Annotated in this window: 17 protein-coding genes; 7 read left to right on the top strand and 10 right to left on the bottom strand. The window is 60.8% G+C overall.

What is annotated here, in order from left to right; all coding sequences use genetic code 11:
- Positions 1-4 precede the first annotated feature (4 nt).
- Positions 5-502: a hypothetical protein gene (locus PW789_RS10755; protein ID WP_299375628.1), complete on the top strand. Its 498-nt coding sequence runs from the start codon at positions 5-7 to the stop codon at positions 500-502.
- A 21-nt stretch (positions 503-523) separates the two neighbouring features.
- On the opposite strand, the gene PW789_RS10750 is transcribed toward PW789_RS10755, so the two are convergent.
- Positions 524-1,309, bottom strand: a complete 786-nt coding sequence (locus tag PW789_RS10750; protein WP_299375626.1) for a septal ring lytic transglycosylase RlpA family protein — start codon at positions 1,307-1,309, stop codon at positions 524-526.
- Positions 1,306-1,548 carry a hypothetical protein gene (locus tag PW789_RS10745; protein ID WP_299375624.1) on the bottom strand — a complete coding sequence of 81 codons (243 nt, stop codon included), beginning with the start codon at positions 1,546-1,548 and terminating at the stop codon, positions 1,306-1,308. Before PW789_RS10745 ends, PW789_RS10750 begins: the two co-directional genes overlap by 4 nt.
- A gap of 356 nt (positions 1,549-1,904) precedes the next feature.
- On the opposite strand from PW789_RS10745, the gene PW789_RS10740 reads away from it, so the two are divergent.
- The 3 genes from PW789_RS10740 to PW789_RS10730 all read left to right on the top strand — a co-directional run bounded on the left by PW789_RS10740 (position 1,905) and on the right by PW789_RS10730 (position 6,104).
- Positions 1,905-2,678: a hypothetical protein gene (locus PW789_RS10740; RefSeq protein WP_299375622.1), complete on the top strand. Its 774-nt coding sequence runs from the start codon at positions 1,905-1,907 to the stop codon at positions 2,676-2,678.
- A gap of 39 nt (positions 2,679-2,717) precedes the next feature.
- Positions 2,718-3,686: a hypothetical protein gene (locus tag PW789_RS10735; protein ID WP_299375620.1), complete on the top strand. Its 969-nt coding sequence runs from the start codon at positions 2,718-2,720 to the stop codon at positions 3,684-3,686.
- A 315-nt stretch (positions 3,687-4,001) separates the two neighbouring features.
- Complete coding sequence (locus PW789_RS10730) at positions 4,002-6,104, top strand: radical SAM protein (RefSeq protein ID WP_299375618.1); 2,103 nt, start codon at positions 4,002-4,004, stop codon at positions 6,102-6,104.
- Positions 6,105-6,193: 89 nt separating this feature from the next.
- On the opposite strand, the gene PW789_RS10725 is transcribed toward PW789_RS10730, so the two are convergent.
- Positions 6,194-6,979, bottom strand: a complete 786-nt coding sequence (locus PW789_RS10725; RefSeq protein ID WP_299375616.1) for a hypothetical protein — start codon at positions 6,977-6,979, stop codon at positions 6,194-6,196.
- A 313-nt stretch (positions 6,980-7,292) separates the two neighbouring features.
- Here PW789_RS10725 and PW789_RS10720 point away from each other — a divergent pair, with 313 nt between their 5' ends.
- A complete protein-coding gene (locus PW789_RS10720) occupies positions 7,293-7,865 on the top strand; it encodes a hypothetical protein (protein ID WP_299375612.1) in 573 nt (190 codons plus the stop codon).
- Here the strand turns inward: PW789_RS10720 and PW789_RS10715 are convergent.
- The 3 genes from PW789_RS10715 to PW789_RS10705 form a co-directional block, all read right to left on the bottom strand.
- Positions 7,862-9,118, bottom strand: coding sequence for an aminotransferase class V-fold PLP-dependent enzyme (locus tag PW789_RS10715; protein ID WP_299375610.1), 1,257 nt, complete (start codon positions 9,116-9,118; stop codon positions 7,862-7,864). The genes PW789_RS10720 and PW789_RS10715 overlap by 4 nt on opposite strands.
- 27 nt (positions 9,119-9,145) lie before the next feature.
- Positions 9,146-9,517: a RidA family protein gene (locus PW789_RS10710; RefSeq protein ID WP_299375608.1), complete on the bottom strand. Its 372-nt coding sequence runs from the start codon at positions 9,515-9,517 to the stop codon at positions 9,146-9,148.
- Positions 9,518-9,636: 119 nt separating this feature from the next.
- On the bottom strand, positions 9,637-10,284 hold the full coding sequence (locus tag PW789_RS10705) for a DUF882 domain-containing protein (protein ID WP_299375606.1): 648 nt from the start codon (positions 10,282-10,284) through the stop codon (positions 9,637-9,639).
- Positions 10,285-10,480: 196 nt separating this feature from the next.
- On the opposite strand from PW789_RS10705, the gene PW789_RS10700 reads away from it, so the two are divergent.
- Both PW789_RS10700 and PW789_RS10695 read left to right on the top strand, forming a co-directional pair.
- A complete protein-coding gene (locus PW789_RS10700; RefSeq protein ID WP_367182533.1) occupies positions 10,481-11,179 on the top strand; it encodes a YceH family protein in 699 nt (232 codons plus the stop codon).
- A 45-nt stretch (positions 11,180-11,224) separates the two neighbouring features.
- Positions 11,225-13,936: a PAS domain-containing protein gene (locus PW789_RS10695; protein ID WP_299375604.1), complete on the top strand. Its 2,712-nt coding sequence runs from the start codon at positions 11,225-11,227 to the stop codon at positions 13,934-13,936.
- A 37-nt stretch (positions 13,937-13,973) separates the two neighbouring features.
- On the opposite strand, the gene PW789_RS10690 is transcribed toward PW789_RS10695, so the two are convergent.
- The 4 genes from PW789_RS10690 to PW789_RS10675 all read right to left on the bottom strand — a co-directional run bounded on the left by PW789_RS10690 (position 13,974) and on the right by PW789_RS10675 (position 22,000).
- Positions 13,974-14,654: a Fe2+-dependent dioxygenase gene (locus tag PW789_RS10690; RefSeq protein ID WP_299375602.1), complete on the bottom strand. Its 681-nt coding sequence runs from the start codon at positions 14,652-14,654 to the stop codon at positions 13,974-13,976.
- A 34-nt stretch (positions 14,655-14,688) separates the two neighbouring features.
- Positions 14,689-15,426 (bottom strand): tetratricopeptide repeat protein, encoded by a 738-nt coding sequence (locus tag PW789_RS10685; RefSeq protein WP_299375600.1) that lies wholly within the window; start codon positions 15,424-15,426, stop codon positions 14,689-14,691.
- 3 nt (positions 15,427-15,429) lie between these two features.
- Entirely contained in the window at positions 15,430-18,087 is a 2,658-nt protein-coding gene (locus tag PW789_RS10680; RefSeq protein ID WP_299375598.1) for a TonB-dependent siderophore receptor, read from the bottom strand.
- Between the two features lie 562 nt (positions 18,088-18,649).
- On the bottom strand, positions 18,650-22,000 hold the full coding sequence (locus PW789_RS10675) for a carboxypeptidase regulatory-like domain-containing protein (protein WP_299375596.1): 3,351 nt from the start codon (positions 21,998-22,000) through the stop codon (positions 18,650-18,652).
- Positions 22,001-22,296: the final 296 nt, after the last annotated feature.

Raw genomic sequence — 22,296 nt, 5'->3', positions numbered from 1 at the left:
CGATATGGTCACCTTCAAGACACTTCAATTCGCGACACTGGCTGCGCTCTTCGTACTGCTCTACGCCGGACGCATGATCAAGGGCAAGCCGCGCGAGACCACCGAAGGCCTCGCCTTCCCGCTCAAGCCCATCGTCATCTGGGGACGCGCTCTGGTGCTCCCGCTCTACTTCATCTTCTTCGCGCTGCCGGTCTGGAAGGCGACGCACCATCTGCCCATGTGGCTGCCGTTATTGATCGTCGCCATCGCCCTTTTGGTGCTCTCGCAGATGCCCGGCACCATCGTGATGACGCCCTCCGCGCTGGTACAGCACTTCTGGCTGCGCGGCGATAAGCGCATCAGTTATCACGAGGTCATGAGCGCCCAGGCGATCGGCGGAGGACGCATGACCCGCATCATGGGCGACAACCGCGTCACCATCACCCACACCTGGAACCACAGCGGCGCAGCAGAGTTTGCCAGAGAGATCGAACGCCGCACCAACCGCCGCGTCATCCGCTAAATCACCCCGCAGGGATTCCCTCTAGTCGGTGCGAATCAGGTAAGGCTCAGCCCCGCCCCCGACGCGGATGCTGTCTGCTGCCTCCGTCGCGGAGTCCTTATCCGGCCGTGAAGGATTGATGCGAACCCAGTAGCCCGTAGGGCCGGGGAACTCGATCACCTTGGCCTTCGAGTAGCGCCGCAGCAGCTGCTCCTTCAGCTTGATCGCATCCTTCTCATTCTGGAAGGCACCCACCTGCACGCACCAGCGTCCGCCGGGAATCGCACTGGCGCTGGTGCTCGGCGCCGGCGTCCACGCCTCGACGCGTACCTTCGCGATGCCCGCGCGATACACTCCCGTCGCCTTGGCCGCAGCCAGCGAGAGATCGATGATGCGCCCATGCACAAACGGCCCGCGGTCGGTGATCTTCACCACCGCCGACTGGTTGGTCGTCAGATTGGTCACCCGCACGATCGATCCCATCGGCAGCGTCAGATGCGCCGCCGTCATCGCGTTCTGGTCGTAGACCGTACCGTCGGCCCCTTTGCGACCGGCATACGGCGGGCCATACCAGCTTGCCAGTCCCGTCTCTACCACAGAGGGCCGCTGGCTCAGGTTCGGCGGTAGCGACGCAGGCGGCGACAGTGGAACACTCGCGCTCGGCGGCGCAGTCGTGCGATTCCTCGCTGTCGTGCTTCCGCCGTGGCTGCTCGAGCGAATCGGAGGAGGCGGCGGATGGTAGGCGTGCTTATGCTTCTTGTGGCAACCGCTCACCGCCAGCATCAACACCAGTGCGGGAACGGCAACAGCGATGCGAGAGCGATTCACGGCCGGGGTGTTCCCTCAGGGCGGCGTGGCGGTGTGCGGCCCGCTCGCTCATCCATGCGCTCCGCGATGGAATTCAGATGCTTCGCCGCCGCGCGCAGAGCTTCGGAGCCGCTCTTACGGACCTCGGGCACCACTTCGTCGTTGAAGTAGCGAACCAGCTCACGCAGATCGTCCTCCACGCGCGCACCGGTCTCGTGCAACCGTTGCTCCCAGGCAGACTTCCCCGACTCGGTCGACATATAGAGCTCTCCACTATTGATTATCAGAATGAGGAAAAAGCAGGGTCAACCACTACGGAAGGGTATTCCGCCCGCAGTGCCGAGGTGGTAACGTCAACGCTTTAGCGCCAACTGCAGCCGCAGATACAACGTAGCGCGATGCGGATGCGTCCTTTCAAGCAGGGCGTGCACATCTGTTACCGCGTAAAACGCCATAATTAATGTTCAAAGCACGTCGGTCCTGTTCCAGACTGGAGCAACGAGATCGTCAGTATCGTAAGTGAGGGTTTTTGTTGCCAGCAAAAAACGTATGCTCTATCCGTCACTGGAGAACAAGTCCGGGCCCTGTTGGATTTGGACTTCTCGCGTTCGCTCTTGTGACAGCTCCATGCTTAGCCGCTAATCCAGCGAATCCATCCGATCCCGCCCCCAGGGCGACGTCCACAGCCACAGAGACAGCCACGTCCGATCTGCCCGACGCGCCCAGCGCCACCCTCGCCGGCGAGAGCAGCTCCCTGCACGACGGCACCTCCGGCAACTGGTACGGCGGACAGATCACCGGAACAAACACCCAGCCCGTGGCCCTGGCTCGCGTGAAATTTATCTCCGCCGGACAGTCGGTCCGGAAGCAGCGCCCCAAAGACAAGATACTGCTGGGTCTGCGCGAGTCCGTGACGCCCTACGCCATGGCGGGATGGCTCCTCTCCGCAGGCTGGTCGCAGCTCCTCGATCTCAGTCCCAACTATGGCGTCAACAGTGAAGCCTTCGGACAACGCCTCGGAGCCGCCGCCGCGCTGAACTCCTCCAAAGAGGTCTTCTCCGACTCCGTGCTGGCCACGGCCTTTCACCAGGATCCCCGCTACTATCAGCTGGGTCCCGACCACAAGTTCTTCAATCGCGCCCTCTATGCGGTGACGCGGCCCGTCATCGGCCGTACCGACAGCGGAAAGACCATTCCCAACTACGCCTTTATCCTCGGCACCGGCGCCGCGGTCTCACTGGCCCAAACGTACTATCCTGAACGCAACATGGGCGTAACACCGGTGATGCGAGGCTGGGGAACCTCCCTCGCAGGCACCGCAGGCGGTTATCTCGTCTCCGAGTTCGCAGACGATTTCATCAACTGGCTGCACATCAGAAAGCATGAGTAGACGCGCACCGAACCCGTTACACAGCAAGGACGCAACACGATGATGGTCCGCGCATGGGTGCTCAGCGTGTTGATTCTCGCAGCAAGTGCCGCCGCACAGACGGCGCCGCCCCCCGCTCCCCCGCCGCAGGAGACGCCGGCCCCGGCGGCGCAGGAGTCCACCCCGATCGCGCCCCTGGCTCCCCTCAAGCCGAGGATCACGCCCAGCGACTCCCCCCAGGAACAACTGCCCGACGCCCCCAGCGCCTCCCTCCAGGAAGATGCCGTCCTCGTCGCCCGCCGGTCCCAGCATGCCAGCGGCAAAGATCAGGAGCCCTGCAACTTTATCAGCGCCCTCGGCATGATCTACTTCGACCCCAAAAAGGTCGATGCCCCACGCCCGCGCTGCAGCGAGCTGGTCTATCCCTACCAGCGCTTCCTCAGCACCAACATCGCGATCCCGCTCACCTGGCAGGAGAAGGGCTACCTCGCCGCGCACTACACCACCGATCCCTCCAGCCTGGGCACCATCGTCGGCATCTCGGCCATCAACATCGCGATCGACTCGCACACCGCCTACGGCCCCGGCTTCGCGGGCTTCGGCAAGCTCGCAGGCATCAGCGTGCTGCAGAACGCCACCGCCGAGTTCTTCGGTACCTTCGCCGTACCCGCGATCGCCCACCAGGACCCGCGCTACTACCGCCGCCCGGACAAGCCCTTCGGCAAGCGCATCCTCTACTCCGTCTCCCGCACCTTCGTCTCGCGCAGCGACGACGGCCACGCCATCCCCAACTACGGCACGCTCGCCGCCTACCCCATCGTCGCCGAGCTCAGCAATCTCTACGTCCCCGGCATCCAGAGCGACGGCGCCTCCACCGCCGAACGCATCCTCACCGGCTACGCCCTCGACCCCGTCAACAACCTGGTCAACGAGTTCCTCCCCGACCTCGCCAGCCACGTCCACGTGCGCATCATCTTCGTGCAGCAGATTCTCAACAACATCGCCTACACCAACCCCGGAAGCATGTAGAACGGGCCTCCACCAGCCATCCGCCACGGCCTTTAATTTTCTGCACCCTTTTCAGGGCTCCCATTCGCTGCTCCCCAATTACCGTTTAATGCAGAAAACAGCTGTTCGCTTGGTTAAACTTCAATCAGCACCCCGCGGTGGCTACGCTTAAGGAGGTTCAAACCCTTGTCCCTCATTCATTTAACCGAATGAGCCTCATGAGGGGTTGAATCAGGGTGCGTACTACCGCAGGCGCCCTTGGCCGAATACGCTCAAGGAGTAGCTGTTCAGGCTTCACCGATTTTTGAAGGAACTCATCAGGAGACAGAAACACTTATGGCAAAGTCCGCGAAGTTAGCCGAAAAGGCTCTTACGTACGGTGCAAAGGCCGCATGGGCCGTGTTCGACAAGCTGAACTCGATCTCGCCCAACCCCAGCTTTACCCCCAAGTGGAGCGACAAGCCGCTTCTGAAGAGCTATCAGAAAGAGAAGCCCCCGCTTGGCTGGCCGCGTACCACCGACTCGCTCTGCCCCCGCTGCATCCCTGAGATCCGCCAGCAGATCGTCGACGGCAAGCTGCCCCACGAGATCCTGCTCAACGAGAAGGTCGGCGAGATCAAGGCCCAGATCATCGAGCGCGATGGCCAGATCCTGATGGTGAAGGACTGTCCCATCCACGGCCACTTCGAGGACGTCATGTCCATCGATCCGCCGATGATGAAGCACCTCGAAGACGTCTTCCCCGGCCGCGACATCCGCGCCCACAACGACGAGAAGCTCCACAACCACGGCACCTCCACCGTGACGCACGGCCGCGGTTCGGTTCTGACCATCGACCTGACCAACCGTTGCAACATGATGTGCGATCCCTGCTTCATGGACGCCAACCAGGTCGGCTTCGTGCACGAACTCACCTGGGACGAGATCAAGACCATGCTCGACAACGCGATCACCATCAAGCCGCGTCGTCAGATGTCGGTCCAGTTCTCCGGTGGCGAGCCCACGCTGAGCCCCTACTTCCTCGACGCCGTCGCCTATGCCCGCAAGGTTGGTTACAACTCCGTGCAGGCCGCGACCAACGGCATCGAGTTCGCGAAGTCCAAGGAGTTCGCCAAGGCTGCCGCTGAGGCCGGTCTGCGCTACGCCTACCTGCAGTTCGACGGTATCGGCAACGCTGCCAACTCGCACCGCAAGGTCGGTAACTCGTTCGACGTCAAGCTCCAGGCCATCCACAACCTGCACGCAGCCGGCGTGGACATCGTCCCCGTCACCTGCATCATCAACGGCATCAACAACGAGCAGGTTGGCCGCATCATCGAGTTCGCCCTCGATAACCCGAAGAAGATCAACTTCCTCTCCTTCCAGCCTGTGTCCTTCACCGGCCGCGACGAGGAAGTCTCGGACGAGCGCCGCATGGCGCAGCGTTACACGCTGTCGCACCTCGCGCACGACGTCCGCAATCAGACCGGACTCGGCGAATCGACCCGCGACTGGTTCCCCATCTCCTTCATGTCCACCTTCTCCGACTGGGCCGACCTGGTTCACGGACCGGATCATGACTGGGGCCAGCTCTCCTGCGGTTGCCACCCGAACTGCGGTATCGGCATGGCGCTGATGATCGACAAGGAGACCAAGGAAGCTGTTCCGGTCACCGCGTTCCTCGATGCCGTGCAGCTCGCCAAGGACGTCGCCCGCATCAACGACGCCGCCCGCGGCAAGTTCCTCTCCATCGTCGGTGTGTCGCTCGCGCTGCTGCGCAACTACAACCCCTCGAACGCTCCGACCCACTTCAAGATCGTTGACCTTCTCCAGAAGTTCGACAAGTGCTTCGGCGCCACCGGCCGCAACTACGGCAAGGTGACCGGCGACCGCACCATGGCCGACATCGAGAAGCGCCGCGCCGATCGCTGGAACTTCCTCTTCATCGCCGGCATGTGGTTCCAGGACCTGTTCAACTACGACTTCCGCCGTACCGAGCAGTGCATCATCCCCTACGCCACGCAGGAAGGCGAGATCAGCTTCTGCGCCTACAACACAGGCGTTGGCTGGAGAAACATCATCGAGAAGATGCACATGACCGCGACCCTCACCAAGTGGTACGAGGAGCACGGCCGTCATGAGATCTTCGCCGGCGGCAAGAAGGTCGGCCTCGAGAAGCAGGAGAAGTACGACCTGGTTCTCAACGATGCTCACGTCAACTCGGCCGCCAACGACACGTTCGAGAAGTCCGGTATCGCCAAGAACGCCCGCGAAGAGAAGATCCGGGCGCGCGACGCGAAGATCAAGCAGGACGCTGAGAACGCCAAGATGGCCAAGCTCTACCGCAAGGAGATCCTCAAGGAGCAGGAGCAGCCCGGCTTCATCTCCCTCGGCGAGATCAAGGCAGCTCCCACGGCTCCCGCCAAGACCGAGGACAAGGACCTCGTCGCAGGCGACTAACCATTGCATGGAGCAGACGCGCTCCGCGCAAAAACAAACTACAAAGGCCGCCAGCAATGGCGGCCTTTCTTTTTGCCTCGACGACATCCCTAGGGAAGAGGCGTTTCTCTCTCTTGCAGCGCAGCAAGCATAAACGCCATCCCACTGAACGCCAGCGCCTCAAACACGCTTGCCCACTCGTTGCCGACATGGGTGTATGGATCGGCGATTGCCCTTGGGATATGCAGCATCAGCACCCACAGCAAGAGCATCGCTCCCACCAGCAGCGATGCGAGGCTTGCGACGCGTCTCACCAGCATCCCTGCCCCTCCTGCGATCAGCGCGACGCCTGCAAAGTATGTCCAGAAGATCTGGTTTCCGATCCAGGCAGGCACCAGCGACGCGACGAATCCCGGGTAAAGGAAGTGCTCGACGCCGAAGAGGATCAGCAGGGCCGCGAAGAAGTAGCGGCCCAGCGGAAGCGATCTCTCCAGCCAGCCGGGAATGTCGCCCCTCCCTCTTCCCAGCGACAGCGCGCAGATCCACGCTCCTCCCGCGAGTGCCAGCTCCTTGATGGCATTCGTCCACGCGCCCAGGACGGCGACGTAGGCTCCCGTAAGCTGGTAGGGCAGGTGCACGATGACGACAAGCGCCAGCAGGCCAAGTCCCGTCCATGCCGCGACCTTCCTGCCCCTGCGGTTGAACAGGATCGCCGCTCCCGCAGCGGTCAGCGCGGCTCCCAGCACGAAGATCCATAGCAACCGCAGGGGAATCCACGCCGGGAACTCCGGAACCACCACCCAGGGAAAGTTCATGAAGAAGAAGTGCATCAGGCCGAGAGAGGCGAGCCCGACGGCATACAACGCGCGACCCAATGGGAGGAGCCACTTTGGCATGGCGGAAGTCTAGACCATGCCTCGCGCCAAGGAGAACGCCTTTCGTCCCGAAACCTCTGTTTCTTCGAACTTCAACCGCCACGGCTTCAACGAAGCCTTCCCTGGCAACAGAGTCTGCGGCCCGGGGCTCTTTACCCTCCCGCCAGGTCAGGACCACAAGCCACTATGCAAAATATTGCGCGCTAAGTCATGTAAAAAGAACCACATATGGCAACAACAGACTTTTACGCTAACGATAGAATCGTCCTAAGTTCCCCCATTCCTTTTGCACGAGAAAATGATGAGACCCTCTGCGCGGTTTCGCAGGCAAGCCTTGTTCGTATTGGCCTCCGGATTCTGGGCCTGTGTCTTCCCCGGCAGCGCTCTTCTGGCTGCGCAAAGCTACGAGCACACGCCGCTCTACCAGAAGGTCGCCTCGCCGGCCACTGATGCCGTCATGATCCGCCACGCCTCCGCCAACGGCGTCACCATGGACATCTCCGTCGCCAGCGACGAGGCCGGATGGAGCGAAGGCCTGCGCACCGACGGCTCGCCGCAGCACCAGACACTTCATCTCTACATCGAGGCCACCGAAAGCGACGCCACCTTCGCCTACGACCTTGACGTCGAGCCGGTCGAGGGAACCCGCAAGATCCGCTGCACCTTCAAGCGGCAGAACGCCGACCAGTTCTCCGAGTTCAAGCACGCCTCGCAGACCGTTCCACTCAACGGCGATCTCGCGCCCGTCCTCGTCGACGACGGCAGCACCCTCGCCATCAGCATGTTCGCCGACCGCGACAAGAAACAAAAGATTGTGCAGTACCTGCACATCCGCCTCTCGTCCGCGAAGGAGACTGCCTGGACCACGGTCCCCGTCATGGGCCAGAGCTGCGTCCGCGTCCGTTAGCTCAGCGCACGCAGCAAGGCGTCGACGTCGTCCATCGTGTTGTAGATCGACGGTGAGATCCGCATCCGCCCCGGGTTCAGTCCCGCGTCCACCTTCTTCGCCTTCAGCTTCGCGGCTGTCGCTGCATTGTCCTTCACGGCGAAGGCGATGATGGTTCCCTTCGCCTCCTCCGGCGTAATGCAGGCGTAGCCCAGCTTCGGCATCTCGCGGCGCAGCTTTCCGTTCAGCTCCAGCGCGTGCGCCTGGATCTTCTCCACGCCGATCCGCTGAATCCACGGCAGCGAGTAACTGAGCGCGGCCAGAACGCTGTTGGCGTAGGTTCCCAGCTCGAAGTATCCCGCCGCCGTCTGCAACTGCTCGTAGCTTGCCGGATACTGCCCCACGGGATCGCCGGGAAAGGCGTGATAGTCGTAGCTCGCCGTCTGGCGGAAGCTCCACTGCGTCCGCTCGAGCCTCGGCAGCACATCCTTGCGCACGTACAGGAAGCCAAGGCCGAAGTCGCCCTGCAGCCACTTGTAGCTGGCCGATCCCAGAAAATCGACGCCGCTCTCGCGCACGTCGACCGGGATACATCCCGCCGCCTGCACCGCATCGGCGTACACCAGCGCGCCACGCGCATGCGCGACGTCGCAGATGGACTTCAGGTCGTGCTCAAAGCCGTTGATAAACGAGATCTTTGAGATGGCCACCAGCTTCGTCTTCCCGTCGATAGCCTGCTCCAGGTCCTTCGGCTCAATCTGCCATCCGCGCGGCTTCACGATGCGCACATCGACGCCGCGCTTCATCAGCTCCTGGTAGAGATAGAGCGATCCCTCAAAGTGCAGCGCATCCGTAACGATGTTTCCGTTGCCCGGCTGGTGCAGTCCAAGCGCGGCGACCACCATGTTCTCGCCTGCCGTCGTGCTGTTGACGAACGCGATCTCGTCCGGCTTCGCGCCAATCAACTCAGCGAAGCCCTCCCGCACCGCGATCGACGCCGGAGAGGTCAGCCCCTGCTGCATCACCACGCCGTGCGCCTTGTAGTCGAGATAGTCGATCACCGCCTGCCGTGCGCCGCGGCTCATCGGGTGCCAGCGCGCATTGTTCAGGCACACCTCGTAGTCGCGGACGACAAACTCTTCCTTGACGGGAAGAGCCGTGGAGACAGGCTTCAACGGCGGCACAGCGACCTGCGCCTCGCCCAGCGAGTGCATCGCCTCCAACATCACCGACGCCATACCACCCACCAGCAGAGACCTCCGCGGAAGCTTCAATGATGACTCCTTCTTTTGTAAGAAGAACTACCCCTTGACGGCGACGCCCTGCAGCTCGAACCGTGCGCCAAACAGCAGCGTGCCCGAACCAAGAAACGCCCGCGCCGGAAGCCTGCCGGTGAAGTACGTGCGGTAGACCGCATTGAAGCGCTCCCACAGCGACACATCGCTGCAGAAGATCTGCAGCTGCACAATGTCGTCCATCGTCATCCCGGCCAGCGCCAGCACCCGCTGAATCTCCTTCAGCACCAGGTGTGCCTCTTCTTCAGCGGTCTCCGGCACCGTCGTCGTGCCCTCAATCAGGCCAATGCGGCCAGAGAGATACAGTGTCTTGCCGTCGATCAGCACAGCATCGGCAAACGGCATATCGGGATTACTCGACAGGTATTCGCGGCTCATGGTTCCAGCGCCTCAGTTCGTGGGAATTTTCTCTGAGTGTATCGCGTAGCCCCCAAAGCCCCGGAGCAAAAGAAAACCCCGGCACGCAGCCGGGGCTCTCTTTGAAAACGATCTGCGGCTTACAGGCCAGCCGCCGTCGCCGCAGCGCGATGCGGACGGCGATGGGTCGCCCTGGCGATGGTGCGGGTATGCGCCCGCGAGCCGCCATACTGCCACTGCCGCTCCGGGCCCACGTCGACGTGGACAAACTGGTTGATCGGGTAGTAGCCCACGCCGCCAGCGTGCAGACTGAGCGCGGCATCACGCAAATGTGCCGTCGAAACCCCGGGAACGCGAATGTCGATCGCCTTGGCCAGCATGTGCTGGCTATGCTCCGCCACGCCCGAGTTCGACGAACGCGAACGCAGCAGGCCATTGCTCCACGGCGTGCGATAGCCGCAGACGATGTCGATCACGCCGTTCGGCTTGCCCAGCTTCGCCATCAGGGCGTGCAGCGTGTCGAACTCCTTGGGGTCGTACTCGCTCACGTCCTGCGTACGATGGTCGCGGAGAAAATGGTTCAGCTGCGCGAGGCCGTCCGGAACGTAGGTGTCTCCCACGCGATAGACGACGTCGATGCTCTCCCCCGTGTGAGTGTGAAACATGTGAAGCCGATAGACCTGCTCCGTACTCCCATCCGCATCCTTCGCCCTCGCGACGCCGCTGATACCGAAGATGACAGCTGCCGCCAGAACAACTGCTAGACCAAGCTTGATGGATGAACGCATGAAAGACTTCCCCAGGGAGATTGAACCACTAATATGCAGATCGCAAAATGCGATTTAGAAAACTGCATTTACCTTGACACTATCCAGTCTACCGAATCACCTGCAGGAGTCAGCCCATGAGCCCGCTTTCTCTGTAACTTTTGTGTAATAGCCCCCCTTTCGCCCTGTCATCGCCATCGATGCACGGGATCTGCAAGTGACCGAGGATAAACTGGTAATCATGGTGCTCGACCCGGTCCAGACGCGCGTCCTCGGCTCTCTGATTGAAAAAGAGATCACGACACCGGAGAACTATCCTCTGTCGCTCAACACCCTGGTCAATGCGTGTAACCAGAAGTCGAGCCGCGACCCGGTGATGGAGTTGAGCGAAGACGAGGTTCGCCGGGCGTTGCGTACGCTCGAAGACGACGAATTGGTCTCCACCCTGCACGATGCCCGGGTTCCCAAGTTCGAGCACCGTATCCGCACCGTGCTGAATCTGCGCCGCGACGAGACGGCGGTGCTCTGCCTGCTGATGCTGCGCGGCCCCCAGACGGCCGGCGAACTGCGCGGCCGCTCCGAACGCCTCCATACCTTCGATGACATCGCCGGCGTCCAGACTACGCTCGAACGACTGGCGGGCCGGGAGGCAGCCAGCGAATCGGCTCCCGGCGCAACCGGCCCGCTCACCGTACTGCTGCCGCGCCTGCCAGGTTCCCGCGAGGCGCGTTACGCTCACCTGCTGTCGGGAGCGCCCGAGGTTTCCATCCCTTCCACGCCACCGGTAACCGCACGCACCTCGGCCGATGCCGAGCGTATCGCACTGCTGGAGCAGAAGATTGAGACGCTCTCCTCTGCTCTCGAAGCACTGCAGGCACGCGTCGAAGACCTGGAGACTTCCGGCAACGCTGGCTGAACGGCAGCATGACGGCTGTAAGATGATCGGAGTTCCACTCCCCTGATGCCCCATCCTGAGTCCAATCCGCCCGCCGGATCGCCGACGGATTCATCCACCCACCCGAGATCCGGGCGGCGAGTAGACGATCTGCGCAACGAGCGCCTGGTGGGGGTCCTTGCGCTCATCCCCGATGGGGTAATCTGCCTGGACCGTGAGTGGCGGCTGACCTACGCCAACGCCGCAGGCCGCAGGCTCTCCCAGATTGAGTCTCATCACCTGGAGGGCCTCCCCATCTGGGATATCTTCCCGGAGAACGTAGGCACGCCGCTCCATCGCGCCTACTGCGAGGTTATGGAGACGCGCGTCCTCACGCGGCTCGAGCACTACAGCAAGCGCTTCGACATCTGGCTGGACATCCAGGTGATGCCCGTCGAAGACGGCATCTGCGTCGTCTACCGCGATATCACCGACCGCAAGGGAGCAGAGCTGCTGCGCGACGCTGCCACCTGGCAGCTCCGGCAGGTGCTCGACACCACCACCGATGCCGTCGTCAGCCTCAACCGCGAGTACCGCTTTACCTACCTGAATCGCCGCGCCCGTGAGCTGCTCTCCATCAAGGGCGACCTCATCGGAAAGAACCTCTGGGACGAGTTTCCCTTTGCGCGCGAGCATGGCCTCTACCGCTATCACTATGCACGCGCCATGGACGAGGGCATCCCCGGGGAGTTCGAAGACTTCTACCCCGAGCCGCTGAACATCTACCTCTCCATCCAGGTGCTCCCCTTCGAAGAGGGCGTCGTCATCTTCTTCCGCGATATCACCGCACGCCGCCAGTCCGACCATGTCCTTCACCTGCAGCAGCAGGTGTTGTCGGCAGTGCAGCAGCTGGCCCACGTGGCCACCTGGGAGGCCGACCTCGCCACCCGGCAGATCATCTTCGGTGCCGACTCCTATCCCGTCTTCGGCCATCCCTTCAAAGAGCTCAGGACCATCGACGATCTGCGTCGGTACACTCCCGCGGAGTATCTTCCCGCCATCATCGAACGTATCCGCTCCAGCAAAGATACCGGGGAGATGGTCGTCGTCGACGCCCCCATCCTCGCCGCCGATGGTGGCCTGATCTGGATCGAATCCCGCATCCAGGTCACCTACGCCGAAGGAATTCCCCGCCGGCTGCGCGGACTCTCCATCGACGTCACCGATCGCAAGCGGCAGGAGCAGGCTCTCTCCGCCAGCGAGGCACGCTATCGCACCCTGGCCGAACTCAATCCGCAGGCCATCTGGTCCTCCGACGCCGACGGCCAGCCCACCTACGCCAACCAGGGCCTGCTCGACTATCTCGGCATCACCGAAGACGAGCTGCTCCGCGCCGACTGGTCGCAGATGTTCCACGCCGAAGACCGCGACCGCGTCCGCGAGGCCTGGTCGCGCAGCGTCTCCATGGGCCAGGATCTCGACATCGAAGCCCGCATGATCCGCGCCACCGACGGCAGGAGCCGCTGGTGGTGGATTCGCGCCCAGCCCGTCCTCGATGACAACGGCACCATCCTGAGCTGGCTCGGCGTCAACACCGACATCAACGACCGAAAGACCTTCGCCGAGATGCTCCAGCAGCGCCAGGAAGAGACCGAGCAGCAGAGAGCCGAGCTGGAGACCATCTATCGCACCGCGCCCATCGGCCTCGCGCTCTTCGATCCCGTCGAGTTCCGCTACCTCCGCGTCAACGATCGCCAGGTCGAGATCATCGGCCTGCCGCGGGAGCAGATCCTCGGACGGCGCATCACCGAGATCGCTCCGCTCAAAGACATCGAAGAGCTCTTCCGTCAGGTCGCCCACGGCAACACCATCCGCAACCATATCTTTGAAGGCGAGCTGACCACGCGCCCCGGCGACCGACGTTACTGGAACACCAACTACTCTCCGCTGCACGGCAGCGACGGCCAGGTCGAGGCCATCGCCGCCGTCATCCAGGAGATCACGCATCAGAAGAAGGCCGAGCAGGCTCTCGTGCAGAGCGAGAAGCTCGCCGCCGTCGGACGGCTTGCCAGCTCCATCTCACACGAGATTAATAACCCTCTCGAAGCGATCACCAACCTGCTGTATCTCATCAAGGGATCCGCCGAGCTGCCGCCCAGCCTTGCCGACTACGTCAACACCGCGCAGAGCGAACTGGCGCGTGTCTGCCAGATCGCCACGCAGACCCTGCGCTTCCATCGTCAGGCCGTCAACCCGACCTACGTCACGGCATTCGATCTCGTCGAAGCCGTGCTGAATCTCTACCAGGGACGACTCGCCAACTCCGGCATCCGCGTCGAATCCGGCTACTTCACCTCGACACCCATCCTCTGCCTCGAAAACGATATCCGCCAGGTCCTCAACAACCTCATCGCCAACGCCATCGACGCCATGCGGCACAGCGGCCGGCTCGTGGTCCGCGCTCACGACTCCACCGACATGGTCCCCGGAGGCACCGGCGCGCGCAAGGGGATACGCATCACCATCGCCGACACCGGCCACGGCATGTCCTCCGATGTGCGCGAGCGCGTCTTCGAGCCGTTCTACACCACCAAAGAACTCAATGGAAACGGTCTCGGCCTATGGATCTCGCATGGCATCGTCGAACGCCATCACGGCCACCTGAGCGTGCGCAGCAGCCAGCATGCCATCCACCACGGCACCGTCTTCTCGCTGTTCCTGCCCTGCCTGGAGGCCGTCGCCGTCGAACAGGAAGAGCAACATCTCGAAGTCTGCAACAACGAAGCGGCCCAGGACTGATACACCCCGGGCCGCTTCGTTTGCTTTTTTCTCTCTCTTAAACCTCTGCCCAGAGCCTGAGCAGGTTGTGATACACGCCCGTCAGCTCCACCAGCGACGGATGATCCGGCACATCGCCGCCCAGTCGCTGAATCGACACATCGAGATTCAGCAGCAGGCTGCGGTGCGCATCGCTCCGGATCATGCTCTGCAGCCAGAAGAACGAGCACACGCGGCTGCCGCTCGTCACCGGGCGCACATGATGCAGGCTCGTCGACGGATACAGCACCAGGTGCCCCGCAGGCAGCTTCACCGAATGCATGCCATAGGTGTCTTCCACCATCAGCTCGCCGCCCTCATACTCTTCGGGACTGCTCAGAAACAGCGTCACCGACAGGTCGGTGCGAACATACTCGCCCGTCGCCTGAACCCGGCGGATGGAGTTGTCGACATGACTGCCGAACGACTGCCCGCCCTCGTAGCGGTTGAACAGCGGAGGAAAGATCTTCGCAGGCAGCGCAGCTGCAATAAACAGCGGGCTCCTCTCCAGAGCCTGCAGCACCTTCTGCCCCAGCTCGATCGCTACGGGATTACTCTCCGGCAGCTGCAGGTTGTCCTTCACACGAGCCGACTGGTAGCCAGCCGTTACCTTGCCGTCGACCCAGTCCGTATTGTCCAGCTTGTTGCGAAACTGAACCACCTCGTCCTGGCTCAGCACATCGGGAACTTGAATCAGCATGTCGTCCTCAAATCTTCTCTCTGAATTGGCTGCGTCAAAACGCAGCGCCTGCCGCAGTGGGTTCGCTTACAACCGACATCACCGTCTCTTCACTGCTCTCAGCGATGGTTGCGGCATAGTCGCGCAGTGCTTGCATCGGCGAGTCCATCAGGAACCGCCGCATCTTGCTCATGAACGCCGGCGTCGCTGTCTCCGGCACCTTCTTCAGCCAGAAGAGCGCGCCAACCACATCGCCCCCGTCTGCCAGCATGCGGGCATAGTTGAACTGCCCGCGAAAATCCCCTCCACGTGCAGCTTTCTGGTAAAGCTCACGCGCCTGGCCGAGATCTTTTTCAACGACCCAGCCGTCCTCATAAAACCCGCCGACAATATTCATCGACTTCACATGCCCAAGCTCAATCGCCTTGCGCAGCCAGTACAGCGCCAGCACACGGTCTTCCGGAACGTCGCCTTCACCCAGCACCAGCAGCGTGGCCAGGTTGTACATCCCCCAGTCGAGCCCCATCTCCGCCGCCTTGCGAAACCACTTCATCGCCATGCGCGGACTGCGCGCCACGCCCCACCCCTGGTCGAGACAGCGCCCCACCATGTTGATGGCCATCACATTGCCGCCCTTGGCCGCCCGCTCAAACCAGTGCAGAGCGTCAGAGGGCGCACGCTGCACCAGCCGTCCCTCCAGCAGCATCTGCCCATAAAGCAGCTGAGCCTCGGCAACACCGCGTTCAGCTGCGGCGCGCACGAGGCTCAGCGAGTTTGTATCTGTTTCGTTCATTGGTTAGAAGCTGAAGTTGAGAGCCGCCGTCCCTGCACGTCCCGGTGCCAGCGTCGCAAAGTGCGTCGTGTACGCCTGGCTGTAGTACGTCACATTGCCGGCGTTCTGCAGGTTCGCCTGCAGGTTCAGATGCTTATTGATCTTGTAGGCGCCGACGAGATCAACGCGGCCATAACCAGGAACCCACTTGTTGGTCGACTGGTTGCCCCAGACCTTCGACATCGCATACACTCCGCCACCCACCATAAACCTCGAGGTAATGCTGTAGTACATGGTGACCGCTACGCTGTTCTTTGGCGTATTGGGGAAGGAAGTGCCGTTCTGCAGACCTGCCGCCGCACCCGCGCCACCGACGCTGACGAGGACCGCATTCATGTACGTGTAGCCGGCGAAGGCCTGCAACTTCCGCGTGACCTGGCCAGTCACTGAGAACTGGACGCCACGGACACGCTTCTCACCGGCCGATGCGACGGAGCCATCCGTCAGCGTGATGCGGGCATTGTCCACATTGCTCTGGAACCACGCCGCTTCAAACAGCGCCTTGGTATGCGGCACATCCATCTTTGTACCGACCTGAATCGTGCGATTCTTCTCAGGTGCCAGATTGGCGTTGACCGTGCTGCTGAGCGCGCTGGAATCAACACCCTGCGCCAGTGCGTTTCCGGTCGGCGTCGCCGACGTGCTGATCGAGCCGTAGAGGCTGCTCCACAACGTCGGCTTATAGACAAGCCCCGCCTGATAGTTCAGCAGATTATCCGTACGCGAGTATGGAGTGCGGACATTCGTTCCGGCCGCTCGCGTCGAGATGAACGTCGAGTTGTAGTTGTCGTACCGTACGCCAATCGTCGTCTGCAGGTGCGGAATCAGTTGAATCGTATCGAAGCCATAGACCGACTTGGACGTGATCTTCGAGTTCGACGGGTTGTAGCTGCGCACAATGGAACCATTCCACGGATCGTGCGCATTCGGGTTGAAGATACTGGTGCAGTTGTAGTTTGATACCGCGCCAGCGCCAAGCGTACAGTTCTCCGATGCGGTCGCACTACCCGGCGTGGCATTCGTATTGATCGTGTAGTTGTCGTTGTTGCCGCGCTCGCTGGAGAACTCCATGCCCGTGGCATACGTGTGGCTCATCGAGCCCGTCTTGAACTGACCGGACAGATCCGTCTGATTGATCGCCGCATGAACACCCGTAACGCGATTGTTCTGACGACGGAAGATCATGCCGTAATAAAGGTTGCCCTTGCTGTCATCAGGCATCGACGTAATGTAGTTCTGCCCGTTGATGCTGTAGCGGAAGGTATTGCGGATAACGTGCCGCTCGCCCCACAGGTCGCGCTCGATACGGCCCGTCGCCGCCTTCGCCGATTCCTGCCGATAGTCGCGGCCCAGCAGGCCGTAGAAGGTCGACCGGCTCATGATATTCAGCGGCTGGCCGTCACCCGGCTGCAGGACCTGCGGTACGTTGTATTGGACCGTGGGCAGAGCTGGATTGTTGTATGGCATTCCAGGGTCCGGCATGCCGTTCGAGATCATGTGGTAGTAGTTCAGGTAAAGACGCGTCGGACCACCCAGTCCGATCGTCACCGACGGCGCCACGCCCCAGCGGCCATAATTCACATAGTTACGGCCATTGACGTTGTAGTTGGTCCACATGCCGTTCAAACGGCCATCCAGCCAGTTATTGACCTTCGTGTTGCCGTCCACCGTGCCACGCAGCATCTGCGCGCTGCCAGGCATAAACGTGCCCGCAATAAAGTTCTTGCGCTGGGCCATCTTGCTGTCCATGTTGATGCTGCCGCCCGCCGTGCCGCGACCGCCGTTCACACCGCTGGCGCCCTGCGACACCGCGATCGATTCCACATCGAAGACCTCTCGCGACTGCGCCGCCACATCGCGCATGCCGTCGATATAAGTGCTCGACTGTGTATCCACACCACGAATGAACGGGCGATCGCCCAGCGGATTGCCGCCCTCACCCGCTCCAAACGTAATGCCGGGAACCGTACGCAGCGCATCCGCCAGCGTGGTCGATGCCGAGTACTGAACCACGTCCTGCGGAATGATGGTCAGCGTCTGCGGAAGGTCCAGCAGAGGAGCCGTGTACTTGGGCGAGGGCAGAACATCCGTCGTGACCGTCATGTTCTCTTCGTTGCCGCGAAGATCCAGCACCACGCGATCGCTGGCGACGAATTTGGCGGCGATGCCCGTGTTCTTCAATGCCACCTGAAGCGCATCTTCCAGGGTCATCACACCCTTGACCCCCGGCGACGGCACGCTGCCCACCGTGTCCGCCGGAGCAACGATGACGACGCCCGTCTCCTTCTGCAGCGCCGCGGCGATATCGCCAAGCGATCCCGCAGGAATGTTGAAGTTGTGCACCGTCTGGCTGGATGCCTGCTGACCGGGCTCCGGAGCCGCCTCGCGGGTGTTCGGCGTACCAGCGTCCTTCGGCGTCTCCAGCGCGTGCGCCGACTCGGAACCACCCGAGACCAGAGCAGCAACCGCAACCGCAGTCGTTGCGAACCAGGGCGTCAGCTTACGCGAGACCGAAGCGGAGGTAAGACCGAAACGGCTCCTCATCCCCATCACCGGCGTCGGCGACCCCACCGTCACAACCGCTGTCTTTCCAGGAACCTTACTGCGCGCATCTCCACTCATCGTCTATCTCCATTCCCAAAGCGCTGACTGCCTACCGCAGACGCAACCAGCGGAAACCCATGCGCCATCTTTCTCAGTGCTGCGCAGGGGACACCAATCTCAATCAATCGAAATGGAGGAGGTAAGAGAGGAGCGCCGGTTGAAGATGGTCAACCGCGCTCCTATAATCACAACAATCTACGGCCTTCGAATCGATTCGAATAACCTGTAGACCCCGATCCTCGCGGTCTCCGCCAAGAGATAACCCGCGAGGATCTTTCTTTCCGCTCCACTTCACAACACAGCCCGCACAATGGTCTAAACCCGTTTGCCAGCTGAAAAAATAACGATAAATCGAATATAAGACAATGTTGGTCCTACATCAATAAAAATATGCGACACAATCAGTCGCACATTCGATACCCGCACAGATTCTCATCCCCACACCCACCCTCTTGCAAACCAATCTGCCCAAGCACCGCACAGCCGCGGGCGGAAAGAACCCTGATTTCCCGTCTCCCACAAAAAACAAAACGGCGGAGAGCATAAGCTCTCCGCCGTCCCTCATAACGAGGAGGTTGAGTTAGAAGTTGATCTTTCCAACCAGCTGAATCAGACGGGGCGAAGCATCGCCACCCAGGAACGATCCAAGGATCGAGGTAGGCGTGCTCACCGTGCTCTGAATCAGACCCGTCGTTCCGGCTCCGGCGGCAACGTCGTTCGAAGGAATCGCGAAGTTGGGGTGGTTGAGGATGTTGAAGAACTGAGCTCCAACCTTCAGCTTCGCCTCGTGCAGAGGAATATCGAAGCTCTTGGTCAGGGTCAGGTCGGTATCGGTGTAGCCCGGGCCAACAAGCGTATTACGCCCCTGCGTGCCAAAGCTCGTTGCATTATCGAAGCTCGCAAAACCGGCGCTGCTGCTTCCTGCAGCACCGAAGTCACAGGGTGTACCGTTGGCTCCTGCGTGCGTCGATCCTCCGCAGTTATGCGAGAAGTTGTTGTTCAGCTGGTCTGCGAACAGCGTGCCACTATAACCCGACGGCACCGTGTTCCCATCAACCACTGAGAATGGAAGACCGGAGCTGTGGAAGACTGTTCCGGCAACCTGCCAGCCCTTCACCAGCACCCTCGGTCCACGCGAAGCGGGGATGTCGATGATGTAGTTCGCGCTGATGTAATTCTTCACGTTGTAATCCGCATTGCCGTAGTTCTGGCTCAGGTTGTACGGGTTCAGCTGCCCGATGGGGTTGTTACCAAAGGCGTTGAAGCCACCGTTCGAGACCAGGTCAAGCGCATGGCTCCAGGTATAGTTGAAGCCCAGCGTCAGCCAGTTCTGATGACGGTTCGCCGTAATAACAACACCGTTATAGTTCGCCTGGTTCGCGCTGTTGTAGATTGAAACAACGTTCAACGAACTGTTCGGTCGGGAAGTCGGCAGACCGCTGACGTCGCCGAAGGCATTGAGACCGGCATTCAAGACTGCACCGTGGTAGGTGTGGTTTCCAACATACGTCGCAGAGACCACCGTCTTCGAATCAAGCTGACGCTCTACCGCAAGGCTCCAGATCTCCGTTGTGGGCATGAAGACCTTGGGCTGTGTCGCAATGAACGAAGGACGGGCAAACTTGCCTCCGGTCGCGTTATAGATCGAGGTGTAGCTTCCACCAGCAGCATACGCACTCTGGAAGGCTGTTGCCGAGTTCGCAGCAACGACTCCCGCACTGCTGTCGAGTGCTGGATCAAGAGCGTAGTTATTACCATAAGCAGCGCCCTGAATGCTGAAGCGTGCAACGTTCGGAGCATTCGAATCCAGATCGCTGGCGATCTGAGCCGGGAAGGTATCCGTGAAAAGACCGAAGCCGCCACGGATCGTCGTCTTGGAGTTCGGCAGGTAAGCGAACCCGATACGCGGGTTGATACCCACCGCCTGCTGATTCAGGAACGCTTGTTTGCGTCCACTGGAGAACAGCTGGTTGTAAGGCGTCGTGCTTGTGGTCGGCAAGCCCGAGAACTGTCCCGACAGATTTGAGAAGCAGGACTTGGCGCAGGTGGGGTTCGCATTGTGTTCGAAACGGATACCTGCAGTCAACGTCAGGTTCGGGGCAACCTTCCACTGATCCTGGAAGTAGGCGCCCATGTTGTAGACAGCAAGCGGCTCCGTCAGGCTGGTCGGAAAGCGCTGCACCCACAAATCAGAGTAACCGGCAGCAAAATCAGAGCTGTCCAGAGACTCTTCACGAGGCGTGGTGTACTCCGACAGGCCGTAGTCCGTAACCAAGTTGCGACGAAGACTGTAACCCATCGTAAAGGTATGCTTGCCCTTGTTGATGGTCAGGTCATCCACCGCCTGATAGCCCGTGACAAGACGACCTTGGGGGAAGGCGTAATTTGCGCCGCCGATGTTCGATGTGCCAAGCACATTATTGGCCCAATCGCCATCGTAGTTGGTTAGCACGAACGGAACGCTCGCATTTGCCTCGGCAGCATTGGTGTTGCTGAAGATTGCACGGTAGTAGCTGCCCGTAAGCACGAACTGGTTCGTAATGTTCGGCGAGATGCTGCGCGTCCAGTTCAGCTGGCCCTCGTAGCTGGGCTGTGGGCTGTTTGCGTTGAACAGCGGGCTCAGCACGTTGGTCTGCGTCGGCTGAATACCTTTGTCCTGCTTATAGTGGACGAACAACTTGTCCTTGCTCGACAGGTTGATGTCGAAGCGGCCCGTGATGATCCATTCCTGGGCAAAGTTCGTCGTCTGTGCGTTGTACTGCACGAAGCGAGGATCACCCGACGTTGACGGAATCTGATTCTGCGCGCCCGGAGCATTGTTGTAGTAGTCGAACATGGTCTGATAAAGCGGAGCCTCAGCTGAGTTTCCGTTCGCAGCCAAGTTACCGTAGGGCACTAGGGCGGTCGTTTTTGCTGTCGGATACAAGATGTCGCTCTGCCAAGCAGAACTCGGAGCATAAACCGTTGTACGAACCGGAATCACAACGCGCAGGCCTTCGGTGTTGATAAAGAAGAACGCCTTGTCCTTCTTGATCGGTCCACCGATAGCAGCCGCCCACTGGTTGGAGTTGCTGCGGCCCTTGGGATCGCCTGCGTTGTTGTTGAACCAGCTGTTCGCATTCAGCGCGCTGCCGTTCCACTGGTAGGTCAGGTTTCCGTGGACGGAGTTCGCGCCGGAGCGCGAAATCTCGGAGATCTGAGCGCCTGCGAGGCCGCCGTACGCCGCGCCGTATGCCGGCGAAACCACGGTGACCGTATCAATATCGTTGTTGCCCAGCAGCAGATTGGTCGCGCCGGAGTTCGTCAGGTTCAGGAACGGGTCGTTGTCATAGCCACCGTTCGTCGTCACCGTGTTCGAGGTCGCCGGAAGACCGAAGCTGGAGAAGTTACCGTAACCGCCCTGCGTGTTCATCACCGAACCAGGAGCCGTCTGAGCGATAAAGGTCAGGTCGTTGCCGGGGTTCGGGAGGCTCTGCACCTGCGCATAGGAGTAGGTGGTCGAGATCTGAGCGTCGTCGGTGTGCAGAAGCTGCGCATCCGAGCTGACCTCGATGGTCGTCGACTGGCTGCCGATCGAAAGCTTGAAGTTCTTCGACGTGATCACGCCCTGCGAGATCGTGAGCTTCTCTTCGGACGAGCTGAAGTTCGGAGACGTGACGCTCATCGTATAAGCGCCCGGCGTCAGCAGCGGAATGCGGTACTGACCGGAGGAGTTTGTCTTGGTGGTCTTCGTCGTGCCCTGGGCGACGTTCTTTACCTCGACGTCTGCTCCAGAGATCACTGCACCCGAGGTATCCGTAACGGTTCCCGTCACGTCACCAGAAATATTCGTCTGCGCCCAGACCGGAGTAGTCGCCACAAACGTGGTCGCCCCGGCAAGCAGGCTCAGTGAAAGAATAGCTCGCGAAAGTTGTTGAAGCCCTTTGTTCACAAAATCTCCCTTTACAGAATTGGCAGAACTGTTCCTTCGAATCGGTATTCGCCAACTGCCACGAACCTGTCCCCAACAGCAGGGAAACAAGCTTTGAATATTTCCGTGGCTTTCATCACTAGATAAGGCAATTCACGTGCCAAAAACTGCAGGTTGTCACTTTTTAGGGAGTCCTTCATTCCGTTATGGTTACGCCCCGGCATCAAAGTAGCCTCGTGCCGAGGTTATGTTTTTTTATATTTATTCGCGTTTTTATATTCCATAAATATGAGAGGGGTCCATAAGCCGATATATAG

Origin of the sequence: Edaphobacter sp. (genome assembly GCF_028283685.1) — a bacterium.
Classification (GTDB): Bacteria; Acidobacteriota; Terriglobia; order Terriglobales; family Acidobacteriaceae; genus Edaphobacter.
The sequence above is the reverse complement of the archived record's forward strand: the minus strand, read 5'-3'. Positions and strand labels throughout refer to the sequence as shown.

Bases quoted from the DNA above. Each gene is read 5' to 3' on its own strand.
- PW789_RS10705 (WP_299375606.1), bottom strand. From the start codon at position 10,284: ATGCGTTCATCCATCAAGCTTGGTCTAGCAGTTGTTCTGGCGGCAGCT.
- PW789_RS10685 (WP_299375600.1), bottom strand. From the start codon at position 15,426: ATGAACGAAACAGATACAAACTCGCTGAGCCTCGTGCGCGCCGCAGCT.
- PW789_RS10745 (WP_299375624.1), bottom strand. From the start codon at position 1,548: ATGTCGACCGAGTCGGGGAAGTCTGCCTGGGAGCAACGGTTGCACGAG.
- PW789_RS10680 (WP_299375598.1), bottom strand. From the start codon at position 18,087: ATGAGTGGAGATGCGCGCAGTAAGGTTCCTGGAAAGACAGCGGTTGTG.
- PW789_RS10730 (WP_299375618.1), top strand. From the start codon at position 4,002: ATGGCAAAGTCCGCGAAGTTAGCCGAAAAGGCTCTTACGTACGGTGCA.
- PW789_RS10735 (WP_299375620.1), top strand. From the start codon at position 2,718: ATGATGGTCCGCGCATGGGTGCTCAGCGTGTTGATTCTCGCAGCAAGT.
- PW789_RS10755 (WP_299375628.1), top strand. From the start codon at position 5: ATGGTCACCTTCAAGACACTTCAATTCGCGACACTGGCTGCGCTCTTC.
- PW789_RS10725 (WP_299375616.1), bottom strand. From the start codon at position 6,979: ATGCCAAAGTGGCTCCTCCCATTGGGTCGCGCGTTGTATGCCGTCGGG.
- PW789_RS10710 (WP_299375608.1), bottom strand. From the start codon at position 9,517: ATGAGCCGCGAATACCTGTCGAGTAATCCCGATATGCCGTTTGCCGAT.
- PW789_RS10695 (WP_299375604.1), top strand. From the start codon at position 11,225: ATGCCCCATCCTGAGTCCAATCCGCCCGCCGGATCGCCGACGGATTCA.
- PW789_RS10690 (WP_299375602.1), bottom strand. From the start codon at position 14,654: ATGCTGATTCAAGTTCCCGATGTGCTGAGCCAGGACGAGGTGGTTCAG.